Source organism: Agrobacterium sp. GW821-FHT02D03, from assembly GCF_059421725.1.
In genome coordinates, this window is the sequence record NZ_JBWKVN010000001.1 from 1,007,877 (window position 1) to 1,021,166 (window position 13,290).

Consider the following 13,290-nt stretch of genomic DNA (forward strand, 5'->3'; position numbering starts at 1 on the left):
ATGCGGTACGCCATTCATTACACGCCTTCCCCGAACGACCCGATGACCTTTGCTGCTGCATCGTGGCTTGGTCGCGACGTCTATTCCGGCCACAGCATCGAGCCACCACCACAGACCGGGCTTGGGATGCAAGAGCTCTCCTACTTTACCGCACTTCCGCGCCGATACGGTTTCCACGGTGCGATCAAGGCGCCGTTTTACCTTGCCGAAGGCATGACCGAAGCCGGGCTTCTTCGCGACCTGATGCGGTTTGCCGGCACGCACCAGCCTTTCACGCTGCCGCCGCTTGAAATCGCCAAGCTGGGCAACAGCTATGGGCTCGTCCCATCCTGGCCGTCGGAGACGCTGAATTTCCTCGCTGCAAGCGTGGTGCAGGATTTCGACCGCTACCGTGCGCCCCTTTCTGATGCCGACATCGACCGGGCCGATCCGCACCGGCTCTCTGCCACCCAACTGACCAATTTGCATCGCTGGGGACACCCTTACGTCATGGATGAGTTTCGTTTTCAGATGACGCTGACCGGCGCCATCGTGCCAGCCGATTGCGCTCGCCTGGAGCGGGCTTTGCGAAGCGTTTTCGCCGCCCTGCTGGAGCGACCGCTGGAGTTCGCCAATCTGGCGCTCTTCGTCGAAGAGGAGCCGGGCGCGCCGTTCAGGGTGCATTCGCTGCATCCGATGGGCCGCGTCTCGGCGCGCAAGATCGCCTGATTGCAAGGTGCGCTGGACGTTTCAGCCCAGCGTAAAAGCAGCGGGCGCTTTTGGTGAAATTGCGCTGAAACGCTCTCGACTTTCCGGTCTGCGATGCTACCGTTCACGAAATTTCGTGAAGGTGATTTGATGATTTCCGCAGACTATCCCCGCAATCTCATTGGTTATGGCCGCAACGCTCCCGATCCGAAATGGCCGGGGGATGCGCGCATCGCCGTGCAATTCGTCATCAATTATGAAGAGGGCGGGGAGAGCTGCATTCTCGACAATGACAAGGCGTCGGAATCGCTGCTCTCCGAAATCGTCGGGGCGCAGCCTTGGGCCGGTCAGCGCAACCTCAACATGGAATCGATCTACGAATATGGCTCGCGCGCCGGTTTCTGGCGTCTTTGGCGCATGTTCACGTCGCTCGGCGTAACCACCACTGTCTATGGCGTGACCTCCGCCATGGCGCGCAATCCGGAAGCGGTTGCGGCGATGAAGGAAGCGGGATGGGAGATTGCCAGCCACGGCTATCGCTGGCTGGAATATAAGGATTTCTCCGAAGAGGAAGAGCGCAAACACATTCTCGAAGCGGTGCGGCTGCACACGGAACTGACGGGCGAGCGGCCCTACGGCATGTATCAGGGCAAGCCGTCCGACCATACGCTGAAGCTGGTGATGGAGGAGGGTGGCTTCCTCTATTCCTCCGATTCCTACGCCGACGATCTGCCCTATTGGGTCAAGGGTTCGAAGAACGATCCGTTCCTGATCATCCCCTATACGCTTGAAACCAACGACATGCGCTTTGCCACGCCGCAGGGCTTCAATTCCGGCGATCAGTTCTACACCTATCTGAAGGATGCCTTTGATGTGCTCTATCAGGAGGGTGTGGAAGGCTCCGCCAAGATGATGAGCGTCGGTCTTCATTGCCGTCTGGTCGGTCGTCCGGGACGTGCGGCAGCGCTTCGCCGTTTCATCGAATATGTGCTCGGCCACGAGAAGGTCTGGATACCGCGGCGGATCGACATTGCGCGCCACTGGCACGAGCATCACAAGCCGGAGGCGCTTTGATGCTAGAGCGTGACGATTTCATCAGCCGTTTCGGCGGCGTCTTCGAGCATTCGCCCTTCATTGCCGAACGCGCCTATGATGCAGGTCTGGTGGTGGAGCCGCTGACGGCCAGAGGTGTTCACGAGGCGCTTTGCGTGCCGTTTCGTGCCGCCTCTTATGAGGAGCGTCTGAGTGTCTTGCGGGCGCACCCGGATCTTGCCGGTAAGCTCGCCATTGCCGGAGGGCTGACCGAGGACAGCAAAAAGGAGCAGGCCGGTGCCGGGCTCGATCGGCTGACGCCGGAAGAGCATGCGCGCTTCACCGCGCTCAATACGGCTTATGTCGAGAAGAACGGTTTTCCTTTCATCATCGCGGTGAAGGGGCTCAACAAGGACGATATTCTGCGTGCCTTCGAAGAGCGCATTCACAACGACGCCGAACAGGAGTTTGCCACCGCAACTGCACAGGTGGAGAAGATCGCTTACTTGCGCCTTTCCGCGCTGTTGCCCGAGACTGCTGCCTGATGCGGCAGCTTTCCACGCGGCCTTTCTCGCCCTATATTCCCCGCCAGCAAAGGATTTAGGCGATGAGACCGTCGGACGTGCTGGAGCAGAATCGGGAGGCGATCCGCGAAGCGACCAAGCGCTTCAACGCGGCCAATCCGCGAGTCTTCGGTTCGGTTGCGCGCGGCGAGGACCGGCCGGACAGCGACCTCGATATTCTGGTCGATGCCTTGCCAGGGACGACGCTCTTCGATCTCGGCGGGTTGCTGGAGGAGCTTTCGGACATGATGAGAGGGACCGATGTCCATCTTCTCACGATGGGCGATCTTCCTGAGCGCATTCGCTTTCGGGTCGCAGAAGAAGCAAGGCCGATATGAGATCGGACAGCCTGCTTCAGCATATCGAGACGATCGAGACGATCGCGTCGAGAGTTCAGAGCTTCGTGGGGGATATGGACGAAGCGTTGTTCCTCTCCGACACGCGGACCCAGATGGCGGTGATGCTATGCTTGGTTCTCATCGGCGAAGCCGTAATCAAGATTGACGGTGAGGCACCGGAATTCTTGGCGCAGCATCCCCATGTGCCTTGGGCACCGATCAGAGATATGCGAGACCTCATTCTGCTTGACTATGTCCAGATCGAGCTGCCTGCCATCTGGCAGGCGGTCACCGAAATTATCCCCGATCTGCAAGAGGGTGTTGCCACCATCCGAAACTGGCGCGCGCAAGGTGAATAAGCATTTGAGTGAATTTCTAGAAATCCGCCCTCTCGAGCGCGAAGCCTTTCGTGCCTTTGGTGATGTCATCGAAGCCGATCCATCGACGATGCGCCTCATCAATGGCGGCAATACCGAGCGGTATCATGCGCTCGCTCAAGCCGATGTGGTCGGTGAGGGCGCGCGCGTCGTGATCAATCTCTTTCGCGGCACGCCCCGACGCTTTCCCCATGCCATCGATATGATGGAGCGGCATCCGTTTGGCAGCCAGAGCTTTTCGCCGCTCTCAGCGCGACCGTTTCTGGTGGTGGTCGCGGAGGATGAGGGTGGCAAGCCCGGTCGGCCCCAGGCGTATCTTGCGGCGCCCGGCCAAGGAGTGAACTACCACCGCAATGTCTGGCACCATCCGCTGATGACGATTGGCGAGACGAGCGACTTTCTGGTGGTGGACCGCGATGGTCCAGGCATCAATCTGGAAGAGTATTTTTACGAGCAACCCTTTTTTATAGCGGAGCCACGTCCATGACCGGCCTGACGACCCATGTTCTCGATGCTGCCCACGGTACGCCTGCGCAAGGACTGAATATCGATCTCTACCGGCTGGATGGCGAGCGTCGCGAGAAGCTGAAGAGCGTAGAGACAAACAGCGATGGCCGGGTGGATGGTGGGCCGCTGCTGGTGGGGGAAGAGTTCCGCGCCGGGCAATATGAGCTGGTCTTCCATGCCGGCGATTATCTACGCCAGAAAGGCCTTGTGCTGCCGGAACCGGCTTTCCTCGATATCATTCCGATCCGCTTCGGCATCGCCGATGAGGCCGGGCATTACCACGTGCCGCTGCTGCTTTCGCCCTTCAGCTACTCCACTTATCGCGGGAGCTGATCGTCATGATCTTTGCTGCGATTGCCGACGTCCACGGAAACCATGCAGCACTTGAAGCGGTGCTGGCCGATATTGAAAAGCTTGGCATCACCGACATCGTCAATCTCGGCGATTGTTTCAGCGGTCCGCTGGAAGCGGGGCGCACCGCGAGACTGCTGATCGATCGAGGCATTCCGACGGTGCGCGGCAATCATGACCGCGCCTTGATCGAGGAGCAGCCCGATGAGATGGGGTCGTGGGAAAAGACGATCTACCCACAGCTTTCTCCAGGGGATCTCGAATGGCTGAAAGCGCTGCCATTCGACATGGCGTTCAAGGACGTGGCCTATTGCTGCCATGGTTCACCGGCTGGCGATCTGGACTATTGGCTGGAGCGCATCCTGCCGGAAGGCGTGCTGCATCTGCGTGCCCGCGCCGAGATCGAAGCGCTTGCCCGCAGCATCGATCAGCCGATCATGCTTTGCGGCCACACCCATCTTGCCCGCACAGTGCAGCTTTCCGACGGTCGCCTGATCGTCAATCCGGGTAGTGTGGGTTGTCCCGGCTGGAAGGATGACGAGCCGGTCTATCACCAGGTCGATGTCGGCCACGGGCTGGCGTCCTATGTGGTTCTCGAAGACACCGCGCATGGCTTTCAGGTCACCCATCGCAATATCCGCTACAATGCAGCACCCATGGCGGCATTGGCTCGCGAGAATGGCATGGACCGCGTCGGCAACGCGATCGAGAGCGGCTGGTTGGACTGAACTGGCCTGATCTGGGCTGAGCTCTGCTGTCAGAGCTCAGCCGTTGCTGGTCATCACCACGCAGGAATAGGAGCGTGCCTTCAGGTCCTTGCAGGCCGAAAGCGCCTCTGCCTGGGTGTCGAAGCCGGTGAAGCGGGCGCGGTAGAGCGTTGCGCCGCCGGTTCTGACCGCTTCGGTGTAGGGTGCCACACCGGCATGGCCGGAGGATAGCGAATCCTTGGCAGATTTCAGCATGGAGAGGGCGGCGGCTTCCGAGTCGGTTGCGGCGATCTGCACTTCCCAGCGGCTTCTGCCTGGAGGAACGGCGGATGGGGCTGCGACGGAAGTCTGCATCATATCGGCCATCACGCCATCTGCCGCCGCAATCTGATTGGCGATCGGGTCATGGCGCTCGGCAAACATCGGCAGCGGTACGACGGAGGGTGGCGTGTCGAAGGTGCGGCTGGTGCTGGCGCTGGCGACCAGCTGCTCGGTGTTGCGCGTGCGCGATGCTTTCGGAAGAGTGCGGTCAAGCAGCGCGACGACCTGATTGTCGCGGCGTTGGGCGCTCTGTCCACCCAGGACGACGGCGACGACGCTGCGGCCATTGTGATTGACGGCGCTGACGATGTTGAAACCGGAAGCGTTGGTGTAACCGGTCTTGATGCCGTCGACGCCCTTGTAGCGCGTCAGCAGGCGGTTATGGCCACGGATCGTCTTGCCGCGAAAGGTGAAGGATGTGGAGCTGAACATCTTGTATTCGCGGGGGAAATCCCGCTGCAATGCGAGGCCGAGTTTCGCCATGTCGCGTGCGGTGGTGACTTGCGATTTGTTCGGCAGGCCCGATGCATTGCGGAACACGGTTTTCGTCATGCCAAGCTGGCGCGCCTTGCGCGTCATCATGTCGGCAAAGCGGGCTTCGGAGCCGCCAAGATAATCGCCCATGCCTTCGGCGAGATCATTGGCGGATTTGACGATCATGCCATAGACGGCTTCGCGTACCGTGAAGGTGGTGCCAGCGCGGACATAGAGCTTGGAGGGAATGGTCGCCGCGCCATTCTTCGACATGGTGATGCGCTGATCCCAGGTGATGCGGCCCTTATGCAGCGCCTCGAAGGTCAGATAGAGGGTCATCATCTTGGTCAGCGATGCGGGATATTTCAGCTGATCGGCATTCTGCGAATCCAGCACCTTTCCAGAATTCGCATCGATGACGATATGCGCATAGCGTGCCTGCGCTGGTGCTGCCCCGAAAGTGAGGATCGCGCAGAAAAATGCCAAAGCGAAAAGCCACGCTTCAGCCGTTCCCCGTCTGATCTTACCCGACATGAAATTCCCCTTACTGCCCATCGAATGTGGGTTCGTCCCGAAGCTGCCCGTTCCGCATAAGGTAACGCCGCTTTCGGGCAACAAAACCGTTCAAAGTTTAAAGACTGCCTTCATGCTTAATTAAGTATGAAAATCGACCCCCACTGGTGGCGGGTCAGATTTGGGACTTGGCGGGTGGATGAAGGGTTTCTGCAGTGCTTCGGACGGGCATGTGAGGCGGCTCAACACGATAGCGATCACCCGGAAAGGTCACCTGCAAATGCTGAAATTTCGGGGTTTTTTAGATGGTCACAACATGAATGAGGTTGTCCGCACAGCAGGTGGCAGAAACGCTCGGCAGATCAACCGGCGTCCATCTTGATAGCCGCCTTCAGGCATTTCGCCCTCACGTCATTGTGAGGGCGTCGGAAGGTCGGGTCGGTGCGGTTGTGCGATGATCAGGCGTTCTGAACGAGGATGCTGCGATCGATATCGGTGATCAAACGCTTGCCGCAAAGCGCCATGGTGATGTCCATTTCCTTGCGAATGATCTCAAGCGCCGTCGTCACGCCAAGCTTTCCGTTGGCGCCGAGACCGTAGAGGAAGGGGCGGCCGATATAGGTGCCCTTGGCGCCGAGCGCGATGGCTTTCAGCACGTCCTGGCCGGAACGGATGCCGCCATCCATATGGACTTCGATCCGGTCACCCACAGCATCGACGATCTTCGGCAGCATGGCGATGGAGGAGAGTGCGCCGTCCAACTGCCGACCGCCATGGTTGGAGACGATGATGGCATCCGCTCCCGTGTCAGCCGCAGCACGGGCATCTTCCTCATCGAGAATGCCCTTGAGGATTAGCTTGCCGCCCCAGCGTTCCTTGATCCACTCGACATCTTTCCAGGAGAGCCGCGGGTCGAACTGCTCCGCCGTCCAGGACGAGAGGGAGGAAAGATCGGAAACGTTCTTGGCGTGGCCGACAATGTTGCCGAAGCTACGACGCTTGGTCTGCAGCATGTCGAGGCACCATTTCGGCCGCGTCGCCATTTGCCAGATGTGCTTGGGCGTGAATTTCGGCGGGGCAGAGAGGCCGTTGCGCAGGTCCTTGTGGCGCTGGCCGAGGATCTGAAGGTCGAGCGTCAGGACCAGCGCCGAGCACTTGGCGGCCTTTGCCCGGTCGATGAGATTGTTGATGAAGTCGCGGTCCTTCATCACGTAAAGTTGGAACCAGAAGGGGCGCGAGGTGACGGAGGCGACATCCTCGATCGAGCAGATGCTCATGGTCGAGAGGGTGAAGGGAACGCCGAACTCTTCGGCGGCTTTGGCCGCCAGCATCTCACCATCGGCATGCTGCATGCCGGTGAGGCCCGTTGGGGAGAGTGCGACCGGCATCGAGACCTTCTCGCCAATCATCTCCGTTTCCAGCGAACGATTGGTCATGTCCACCAGCACGCGCTGACGCAGCTTTATTTTTTGAAAATCATCCTCATTGGCGCGGTAAGTGCCTTCGGTCCATGCGCCGCTATCGGCATAGTCGAAGAACATTTTCGGCACGCGACGTTGCGCCTGTTTCTTCAGGTCTGCGATGGTGAGGATTTTGCTCATGGATAAAGCCTTCAAATTTGAATGACAGTTGGCCATAGCACGGATTTCGGCACCATGTCACCGGAATCGTTGCGCAAGCGGGCAGGAAAGGGTGCTCACCTCGCGTGTTACGCCGCAAGGGCAAAGCAGCATTCATCCGTTCGCGGAATGAAGCTCCAGTTCGACCGCCTTGCCCGCCAGCCGTGCAATTTCCAGCAGGCGCGCGAGGCTCACTCCGTTGCGGGCCATGGCAGAAAGGCCGGCCATGCTTGAGCAAACGAAGTCGGCCAGCCGATCCGCCTTGTCGGGAAATTTTTGGGCGATGTGAGACCGGATGACCTTGCCTGCCGCCGCATAGAACGCCCTTGCGGCGTTTCGGGCGTCCTCATCGTCGCAGCGGGTGCTTTCGATGACCAAGCAGCCCCTGGCCTCGGGGTCTGCCGCATATCGCCGCGCGGCATCCTCCATCACCGCCGTCAGGCTTTCGCCGATGGGCCTATCCGACTGCAACAGATCTGGCAGCGGGATAGCGTCGGTCCTGTTGTACTGATCGAGGACCCGCTGGTAGAGACCGAGCTTGCTGCCAAAGGCGGCGTAAAAGCTTGGCGGGTTGATTCCAAGTGTCGCCGTGATCTCCGCGACACCCAGCGCATCGAAGCCGCGCGCGTGGAAGAGATGCTTTGCCGTAGCAACGGCCTCGTCAGGATCGAAGCGGCGCGGGCGGCCTCGGGGCCGAATGTTTTTTGTATCGTTCACTACATAATACCTTGACCGGGATAGTCTTTGGGTATTTATGTATCGATCATTACGTTAATCTTCAAGGAAGCACAGACCATGTTCGAAGGAAAATCCATTCTGGTGCTCGGCGCCAGCCGTGGCATCGGTGCTGCCATCGTGCGCCGTTTCGCAGCCGATGGCGCAAAGGTCACATTCACCTATGGCGCCTCCAAAGATGCGGCGGAGAGCCTCGCCGGCGAAACGGGAAGCACCGCGATCCAGGCCGATAGCGCTAACAGAGATGCGGTTATCAAGGTTGTGCGCGAGAGCGGCCCTCTGGATATCCTCATCGTCAATTCCGGCATCGCCATTTTCGGGGATGCCCTCGAACAGGACCCGGATGCAATCGATCGTCTTTTCCAGATCAACATCCAGACGCCCTATCACGCATCGGTCGAGGCGGCGCGGCAGATGCCGGACGGTGGGCGCATCATCGTCATCGGCTCGGTGAATGGCGACCGGATGCCGGTGCCTGGCATGGCGTCCTATGCGGTCAGCAAGTCGGCGCTGCAGGGACTGGCAAGAGGGCTTGCGCGTGACTTCGGACCCCGAGGCATCACCATCAATGTCGTGCAGCCTGGCCCGATCGATACAGACGCCAATCCTGAAAGCGGGCCGATGAAGGATCTGATGCACAGCTTCATGGCGATCAAGCGCCATGGCCGTCCGGAGGAAGTGGCTGGCATGGTGGCCTGGCTTTCCGGCCCGGAAGCGGGCTTCGTGACCGGCGCGATGCACACGATCGACGGCGCCTTTGGCGCCTGATGTGAACAGGGTGGAGGGAGCCGTTGGCTTCCTTCGCCTTTCCTACGGATAGAGCCGGCCGCGTTCGGCTTATGCGGTCGGCTGGAATTTCACCACGTCGATAAAGGCGCGCAGCGGTGGCGGAACCGATCGATGGCCGGGATAATAGAGCGCCATTCTCTCAGGCGCATGCATCCAGGACGTGAGCACCGGTTTCAATTTGCCGGCAGCGATCGCGGGTTCGGCAATCCAACTGACAACATAGGCGATCCCCAGACCACTTGCGGCAGCCTCGATCATCAGATCCTCGTCATCCAGGACCACGGTTCCGCCTGTCTCGACGCTGAGTTCCTGCCCAGCGCGCTCGAACTCCCATTTGTAAAGCTTGCCGCTCGGCAGGCGGTGGCCGATGCAGCGATGTTGAGTGAGATCGTGCGGCGTGAGCGGTTCTCCGGCGCGCTCGAGATAGGCGGGTGAGGCGACGCAGAGAAAGTGCACGGGCTTGCCGAAAGGGACGGCGACCATGTCCTTCGGGATGGCCTCCATCAGGCGAACACCGGCATCGAAGCCGGCGGACACGATATCGATCAACCGGCCATCTGCCACGAGATCGACCTCGACATCCGGATACCGCTCCGTCATCAGCGGCAGGATTTCCCGCACAAGATAGGCGATGGTGACACGCGGCGCGTTGATCCTTACTCGCCCCGCCACATTGCCGCGAAAGGCAGCCGTGGCATCGAGCGCCTCATCCAATGAATTCATCACCTTGTGCAGCCGATTGAGCAGTGAAAGTCCCGCTTCCGTGGGCGAGACGCTACGGGTCGTCCGGTTGAGCAACCGCACGCCAAGGCGTTCCTCGAGCGCGCGCACGGTGTGGCTCAAGGTGGACGGTGCCGTTCCAAGCTCGTCCGCCGCACGCCGAAAGCTGCGATGGGTGGCGACGGCCATGAAGGCGGTGAGTTCGGTCAAGGATGGGCGCATGATTGATGGGAATTTTGCATGAGTGCATCCCAACTTCAACGTCTAATCGCATCTATGCGTCATTGCTATCTCTCCAACAGCCGAGGTGAACGATCCCGGCTGTTTAAAGAAGGAGAAGCACATGACAAAGCCCGAAGCAGTTTTCCCGGCCCGTCGTCAGGCACTTTACGACATGCACCGCTATTCCGCCGCCATCCGATCCGGTGATCTTCTGTTCATTTCCGGACAGGTTGGCGCGCGCGAGGATGGATCGCCCGAGCCGGATTTCGAACAGCAGGTTGAACTGGCCTTCACCAATCTGAAAGCGGTGTTGGAGGCCGCCGGCGGCACGTTTGAGGACATCATTGACGTGACGACGTTCCATACCGATCCGGAACAGCAATTCGAGGCGGTGCTTGCCGTCAAAGACAAGATCTTTGCGGAGGCGCCCTATCCGAACTGGACTGCGGTCGGCGTAAACTGGCTTGCCGGTTTCGACTTCGAAATCAAGGTGATCGCGCGTCTTCCTTGAGACCCAGTTGGGCCTCAATTGCAGTCTTGTCGATCACGGACCAGACAGAGACGATCTGCAGATCGCGGAACTCGTAGAAGACGTTTTCGGCGAAGGAAATGCGCCGTCCATTGATGGGAAGTCCGAGGAACATGGATTTCGGCGAGCAGTCGAATTCCAGCCTTGCCGCAACGTAGGGCGGATCGCAGGCGAGGAGTTCGATCTTGAAGGAAAGATCCGGAATCGTCTCGAAGTCGTTGATCAGCATGCTCCTGTAGCCATCGAGCCCGAAGCTCCGGCCATTATGCGTTACGTCGGAGGCAACGAACGTCCCGAGATCATCCCAGCGTTGATCGTTGAGGCAGGCAATGTAGGCGCGATAGTGATCGGCGAGCTGTGTCATTCAAACCTGTCCCTGCTCATGAACGCGAGTGCCCCTCATTTGAAGTCGGATTCGCTACAGAAGTTCCGTTTTCTCGCTAAATTAGGAATAGCAGAAATATCGGATAAGCTCCGGACTTCAAGCGGATGGTATTCCCGATCCCGATAGAGCTGCCGTCAAGAAAACCACGGTGGCAAAAGCAGAACAGGCGGCTCAAGGCCGCCTGTTCGCGTATGTTTCGCTGGAGGCGTTTGTCTTAAAACTCTTCCCAGCTGGCGGAAGCGGCTGTTGCGGCTGCCGCAGCAGCACCACCGCCAAACGCGCTGGCGACCTTACGACCAAGGGCATGTGCAGGGGAGGCGGCAGGCCTGGAGGCGCTTGTGGCGGCTTTGGGTGTGCCTGCAACGGGTGCTGATGTGTTACGGCTCCGGCCATCCGTTTCGCCGAGATTGAAGCGCGACAGCAGCTGGTTCAGCGATGCCGCTTCCTTGGCAAGACTGTGGCTGGCTGCGGTCGTCTGCTCGACCATCGCCGCGTTCTGCTGCGTTCCCTGGTCCATCGAGTTGACGGCCGTGTTGATCTCCTGGAGACCGGTCGACTGTTCGCGCGAGGATTCGACGATCGCATTGACGTGGCGGTTGATCTCCTGGACTTCACCGACGATGACTTCAAGCGCGCGGCCAGTTTCGTCGACGAGTTCCACGCCTGAGCGGACATGCGTCCCGGAGTTGGTGATGAGTTCCTTGATTTCCTTCGCGGCCTTTGCCGAGCGTTGCGCCAGTTCACGCACTTCCTGTGCAACGACCGCGAAGCCCTTGCCGGCTTCACCCGCGCGTGCCGCCTCGACGCCTGCATTCAGGGCCAGAAGGTTGGTCTGGAAGGCGATCTCGTCGATGACGGAGATGATGTTGGTAATCTCTCCCGACGAGCGTTCGATCTCCTGCATGGCGGTGACGGCCTTGCGGACGACATCGCCGGATCTTTCCGCGCCGTGACGCGCCTTGTCCACCAGCTTGCCGACTTCTTCCGCACGTCTGCTGGAGTCTTTCACCGTTGTGGTGATTTCTTCCAAGGCGGCGGCGGTCTCTTCGACGGACGCTGCCTGCTGTTCGGTACGCTTGGAAAGATCGTCTGCTGCGGCACGGATTTCATTGGCGCCGGCATCGATGCCCCGGGCGTTTTGTCCGACGGCCCGCAGCGCATCGTTCAGGTTGCCGACAGAGCTGTTGAAGTTGGTGCGCAGCGTATCGAGATGAGAGACGAACGGCGTATCGATCCGGTTGGCAACGTCGCCTGCTGCCAGCTTGTTCAGCGCGGTTGCCAGTTGATCGACGGCGAACTGAATGTCTGCCACGTCTTTGGCCTTCTGCGCCTCGCGTTCTGCGCGTTCCTTTTCCGTCAGGCTGAGATTGGCTGCGGCTTCCTTCTCCATCCGCATCTTGTCGAGCGCGTTGTCGCGGAAGACGGAAACGGCCTTGGCCATCTGGCCGACTTCGTCGTGGCGCTCCTGGCCCTCCACGGGGGCTTGCGTTTCACCATCGGCCAGCGAAATCATGCGCTGGCGCAGATTTGCGATCGGGGTCGTGATGCCTTTTGAGGCAACAATCAGCGATGCGATGATGCCGATGGCGAATGCTAAGCCGGCAAGGGAAAGGGACCAGAAGATCGTGGCATCCGTCTCTGCGCTAAGAGCTTTGCTTCTCGTTGCTACCTCATTCAGTTCCTGTGTCAGGAATTTAGATGCCTCGTCAGCCAGCGGGATGAGCAAGTCATCAGCTTTCGCCAGCTCTGCTTTTGCTTGCGCATCTTGATCCGCGGCACCCAGTTTGACCGCCTGGTCCGTAATGGCAACGACGGCTTTCGCCTGAGCAGTGATTGCATCAATGGCAGCCTGCTCCCCTGGCAGCCCTTCGCGCGCGGCTGCGAGCCGGTCGAATATTTTCGTTTTGCTCTCATTGTAGAAAGCAATGGCCTTCTGCATGCCAGCACTATCCCGATCGTAAACGAGAATCTGGTAGGCGGCATAGGCAGTGGCCGTCAGGTTTCTGTTCGCACGGGCCATCGCGGTTGCCCCTGTGGTGTCCTTCGAAATAAAGGTTGAGTAGGTGTTGTCGGCGAGCTTGTAATTGTAGGACATGTAGAGCGTGGCGCTCATTCCAACAGCGCACAGAGGCAGCACAAGAGACAACACTTTTGTGCGAATGCTGGCATTCTTCAGAAATGACATAGATCTTCCGTTCCGATCAAAAATGCCTGTACGACGCAGGGGCAGCACTTTTGGAACCGGGAACCGGTGCCACTGCAGGGATTAAGGCAGATAGACTCTCCACATGACAAAGGGTCCTAGCCATCATGGCGACCATTCTTTGTCTGTTACAACGTAAGACAATATAGTTTAAATGAAGTGAATAATTATAAGCATTGATTAATATTAATGAATAATTATGCAACTATTAGTATTAT

The 13,290-nt window shown here is 59.2% G+C and carries 16 protein-coding genes; 10 read left to right on the forward strand and 6 right to left on the reverse strand.

All coding sequences use genetic code 11. The annotated features are described in order from the left end of the window. The 8 genes from AC07U5_RS04700 (at position 1) to AC07U5_RS04735 (ending at position 4,583) form a co-directional block, all read left to right on the forward strand. The gene (locus tag AC07U5_RS04700) at positions 1 to 708 is read left to right on the forward strand and encodes a DUF1045 domain-containing protein (RefSeq protein ID WP_113327311.1); all 708 of its coding nucleotides are present in this window, start codon (positions 1 to 3) and stop codon (positions 706 to 708) included. Positions 709 to 837: 129 nt separating this feature from the next. After that, on the forward strand, positions 838 to 1,761 hold the full coding sequence (puuE, locus tag AC07U5_RS04705) for an allantoinase PuuE (protein WP_494722414.1): 924 nt from the start codon (positions 838 to 840) through the stop codon (positions 1,759 to 1,761). Then, positions 1,761 to 2,264: a 2-oxo-4-hydroxy-4-carboxy-5-ureidoimidazoline decarboxylase gene (gene uraD, locus AC07U5_RS04710; RefSeq protein ID WP_494722415.1), complete on the forward strand. Its 504-nt coding sequence runs from the start codon at positions 1,761 to 1,763 to the stop codon at positions 2,262 to 2,264. Before puuE ends, uraD begins: the two co-directional genes overlap by 1 nt. Positions 2,265 to 2,326: 62 nt before the next feature. Continuing rightward, on the forward strand, positions 2,327 to 2,620 hold the full coding sequence (locus tag AC07U5_RS04715; protein ID WP_112359940.1) for a nucleotidyltransferase family protein: 294 nt from the start codon (positions 2,327 to 2,329) through the stop codon (positions 2,618 to 2,620). After that, entirely contained in the window at positions 2,617 to 2,979 is a 363-nt protein-coding gene (locus tag AC07U5_RS04720; RefSeq protein ID WP_494722416.1) for a HepT-like ribonuclease domain-containing protein, read from the forward strand. Before AC07U5_RS04715 ends, AC07U5_RS04720 begins: the two co-directional genes overlap by 4 nt. A 4-nt stretch (positions 2,980 to 2,983) precedes the next feature. Continuing rightward, on the forward strand, positions 2,984 to 3,484 hold the full coding sequence (locus AC07U5_RS04725; RefSeq protein WP_111850409.1) for an ureidoglycolate lyase: 501 nt from the start codon (positions 2,984 to 2,986) through the stop codon (positions 3,482 to 3,484). Beyond that, entirely contained in the window at positions 3,481 to 3,837 is a 357-nt protein-coding gene (gene uraH / locus AC07U5_RS04730) for a hydroxyisourate hydrolase (protein WP_113261606.1), read from the forward strand. Before AC07U5_RS04725 ends, uraH begins: the two co-directional genes overlap by 4 nt. A 5-nt stretch (positions 3,838 to 3,842) precedes the next feature. Continuing rightward, the gene (locus AC07U5_RS04735; protein ID WP_494722417.1) at positions 3,843 to 4,583 is read left to right on the forward strand and encodes a metallophosphoesterase family protein; all 741 of its coding nucleotides are present in this window, start codon (positions 3,843 to 3,845) and stop codon (positions 4,581 to 4,583) included. A 36-nt stretch (positions 4,584 to 4,619) separates the two neighbouring features. Here the strand turns inward: AC07U5_RS04735 and AC07U5_RS04740 are convergent, their stop codons facing one another. The 3 genes from AC07U5_RS04740 to AC07U5_RS04750 all read right to left on the reverse strand — a co-directional run bounded on the left by AC07U5_RS04740 (position 4,620) and on the right by AC07U5_RS04750 (position 8,206). After that, positions 4,620 to 5,891: a serine hydrolase gene (locus tag AC07U5_RS04740; protein WP_494722418.1), complete on the reverse strand. Its 1,272-nt coding sequence runs from the start codon at positions 5,889 to 5,891 to the stop codon at positions 4,620 to 4,622. A gap of 437 nt (positions 5,892 to 6,328) precedes the next feature. Then, a complete protein-coding gene (locus tag AC07U5_RS04745; protein ID WP_062426306.1) occupies positions 6,329 to 7,471 on the reverse strand; it encodes an alpha-hydroxy acid oxidase in 1,143 nt (380 codons plus the stop codon). A 132-nt stretch (positions 7,472 to 7,603) separates the two neighbouring features. Next, the gene (locus tag AC07U5_RS04750; RefSeq protein ID WP_494722419.1) at positions 7,604 to 8,206 is read right to left on the reverse strand and encodes a TetR/AcrR family transcriptional regulator; all 603 of its coding nucleotides are present in this window, start codon (positions 8,204 to 8,206) and stop codon (positions 7,604 to 7,606) included. Positions 8,207 to 8,284: 78 nt separating this feature from the next. Between AC07U5_RS04750 and bdcA the strand changes: the two genes are divergently transcribed. Continuing rightward, on the forward strand, positions 8,285 to 8,992 hold the full coding sequence (gene bdcA, locus AC07U5_RS04755) for an SDR family oxidoreductase (protein WP_312808506.1): 708 nt from the start codon (positions 8,285 to 8,287) through the stop codon (positions 8,990 to 8,992). A gap of 69 nt (positions 8,993 to 9,061) precedes the next feature. Here bdcA and AC07U5_RS04760 read toward each other — a convergent pair whose 3' ends face one another. Then, the gene (locus tag AC07U5_RS04760; protein WP_494723255.1) at positions 9,062 to 9,958 is read right to left on the reverse strand and encodes a LysR family transcriptional regulator; all 897 of its coding nucleotides are present in this window, start codon (positions 9,956 to 9,958) and stop codon (positions 9,062 to 9,064) included. A 118-nt stretch (positions 9,959 to 10,076) separates the two neighbouring features. Between AC07U5_RS04760 and AC07U5_RS04765 the strand changes: the two genes are divergently transcribed. Further along, positions 10,077 to 10,466, forward strand: a complete 390-nt coding sequence (locus tag AC07U5_RS04765; protein WP_494722420.1) for a RidA family protein — start codon at positions 10,077 to 10,079, stop codon at positions 10,464 to 10,466. Here the strand turns inward: AC07U5_RS04765 and AC07U5_RS04770 are convergent. Both AC07U5_RS04770 and AC07U5_RS04775 read right to left on the reverse strand, forming a co-directional pair. Then, entirely contained in the window at positions 10,441 to 10,848 is a 408-nt protein-coding gene (locus tag AC07U5_RS04770) for an ester cyclase (RefSeq protein WP_494722421.1), read from the reverse strand. The genes AC07U5_RS04765 and AC07U5_RS04770 overlap by 26 nt on opposite strands. 235 nt (positions 10,849 to 11,083) lie before the next feature. Then, positions 11,084 to 13,054: a methyl-accepting chemotaxis protein gene (locus tag AC07U5_RS04775; RefSeq protein WP_494722422.1), complete on the reverse strand. Its 1,971-nt coding sequence runs from the start codon at positions 13,052 to 13,054 to the stop codon at positions 11,084 to 11,086. Positions 13,055 to 13,290 lie beyond the last annotated feature (236 nt).

Coding starts and splice junctions, on each gene's coding strand:
- AC07U5_RS04700 (WP_113327311.1), top strand. CDS start 1: ATGCGGTACGCCATTCATTACACGCCTTCCCCGAACGACCCGATGACC.
- AC07U5_RS04775 (WP_494722422.1), bottom strand. CDS start 13,054: ATGTCATTTCTGAAGAATGCCAGCATTCGCACAAAAGTGTTGTCTCTT.
- uraD (WP_494722415.1), top strand. CDS start 1,761: ATGCTAGAGCGTGACGATTTCATCAGCCGTTTCGGCGGCGTCTTCGAG.
- AC07U5_RS04720 (WP_494722416.1), top strand. CDS start 2,617: ATGAGATCGGACAGCCTGCTTCAGCATATCGAGACGATCGAGACGATC.
- AC07U5_RS04765 (WP_494722420.1), top strand. CDS start 10,077: ATGACAAAGCCCGAAGCAGTTTTCCCGGCCCGTCGTCAGGCACTTTAC.
- uraH (WP_113261606.1), top strand. CDS start 3,481: ATGACCGGCCTGACGACCCATGTTCTCGATGCTGCCCACGGTACGCCT.
- puuE (WP_494722414.1), top strand. CDS start 838: ATGATTTCCGCAGACTATCCCCGCAATCTCATTGGTTATGGCCGCAAC.
- AC07U5_RS04770 (WP_494722421.1), bottom strand. CDS start 10,848: ATGACACAGCTCGCCGATCACTATCGCGCCTACATTGCCTGCCTCAAC.
- AC07U5_RS04735 (WP_494722417.1), top strand. CDS start 3,843: ATGATCTTTGCTGCGATTGCCGACGTCCACGGAAACCATGCAGCACTT.
- bdcA (WP_312808506.1), top strand. CDS start 8,285: ATGTTCGAAGGAAAATCCATTCTGGTGCTCGGCGCCAGCCGTGGCATC.
- AC07U5_RS04715 (WP_112359940.1), top strand. CDS start 2,327: ATGAGACCGTCGGACGTGCTGGAGCAGAATCGGGAGGCGATCCGCGAA.
- AC07U5_RS04740 (WP_494722418.1), bottom strand. CDS start 5,891: ATGTCGGGTAAGATCAGACGGGGAACGGCTGAAGCGTGGCTTTTCGCT.
- AC07U5_RS04745 (WP_062426306.1), bottom strand. CDS start 7,471: ATGAGCAAAATCCTCACCATCGCAGACCTGAAGAAACAGGCGCAACGT.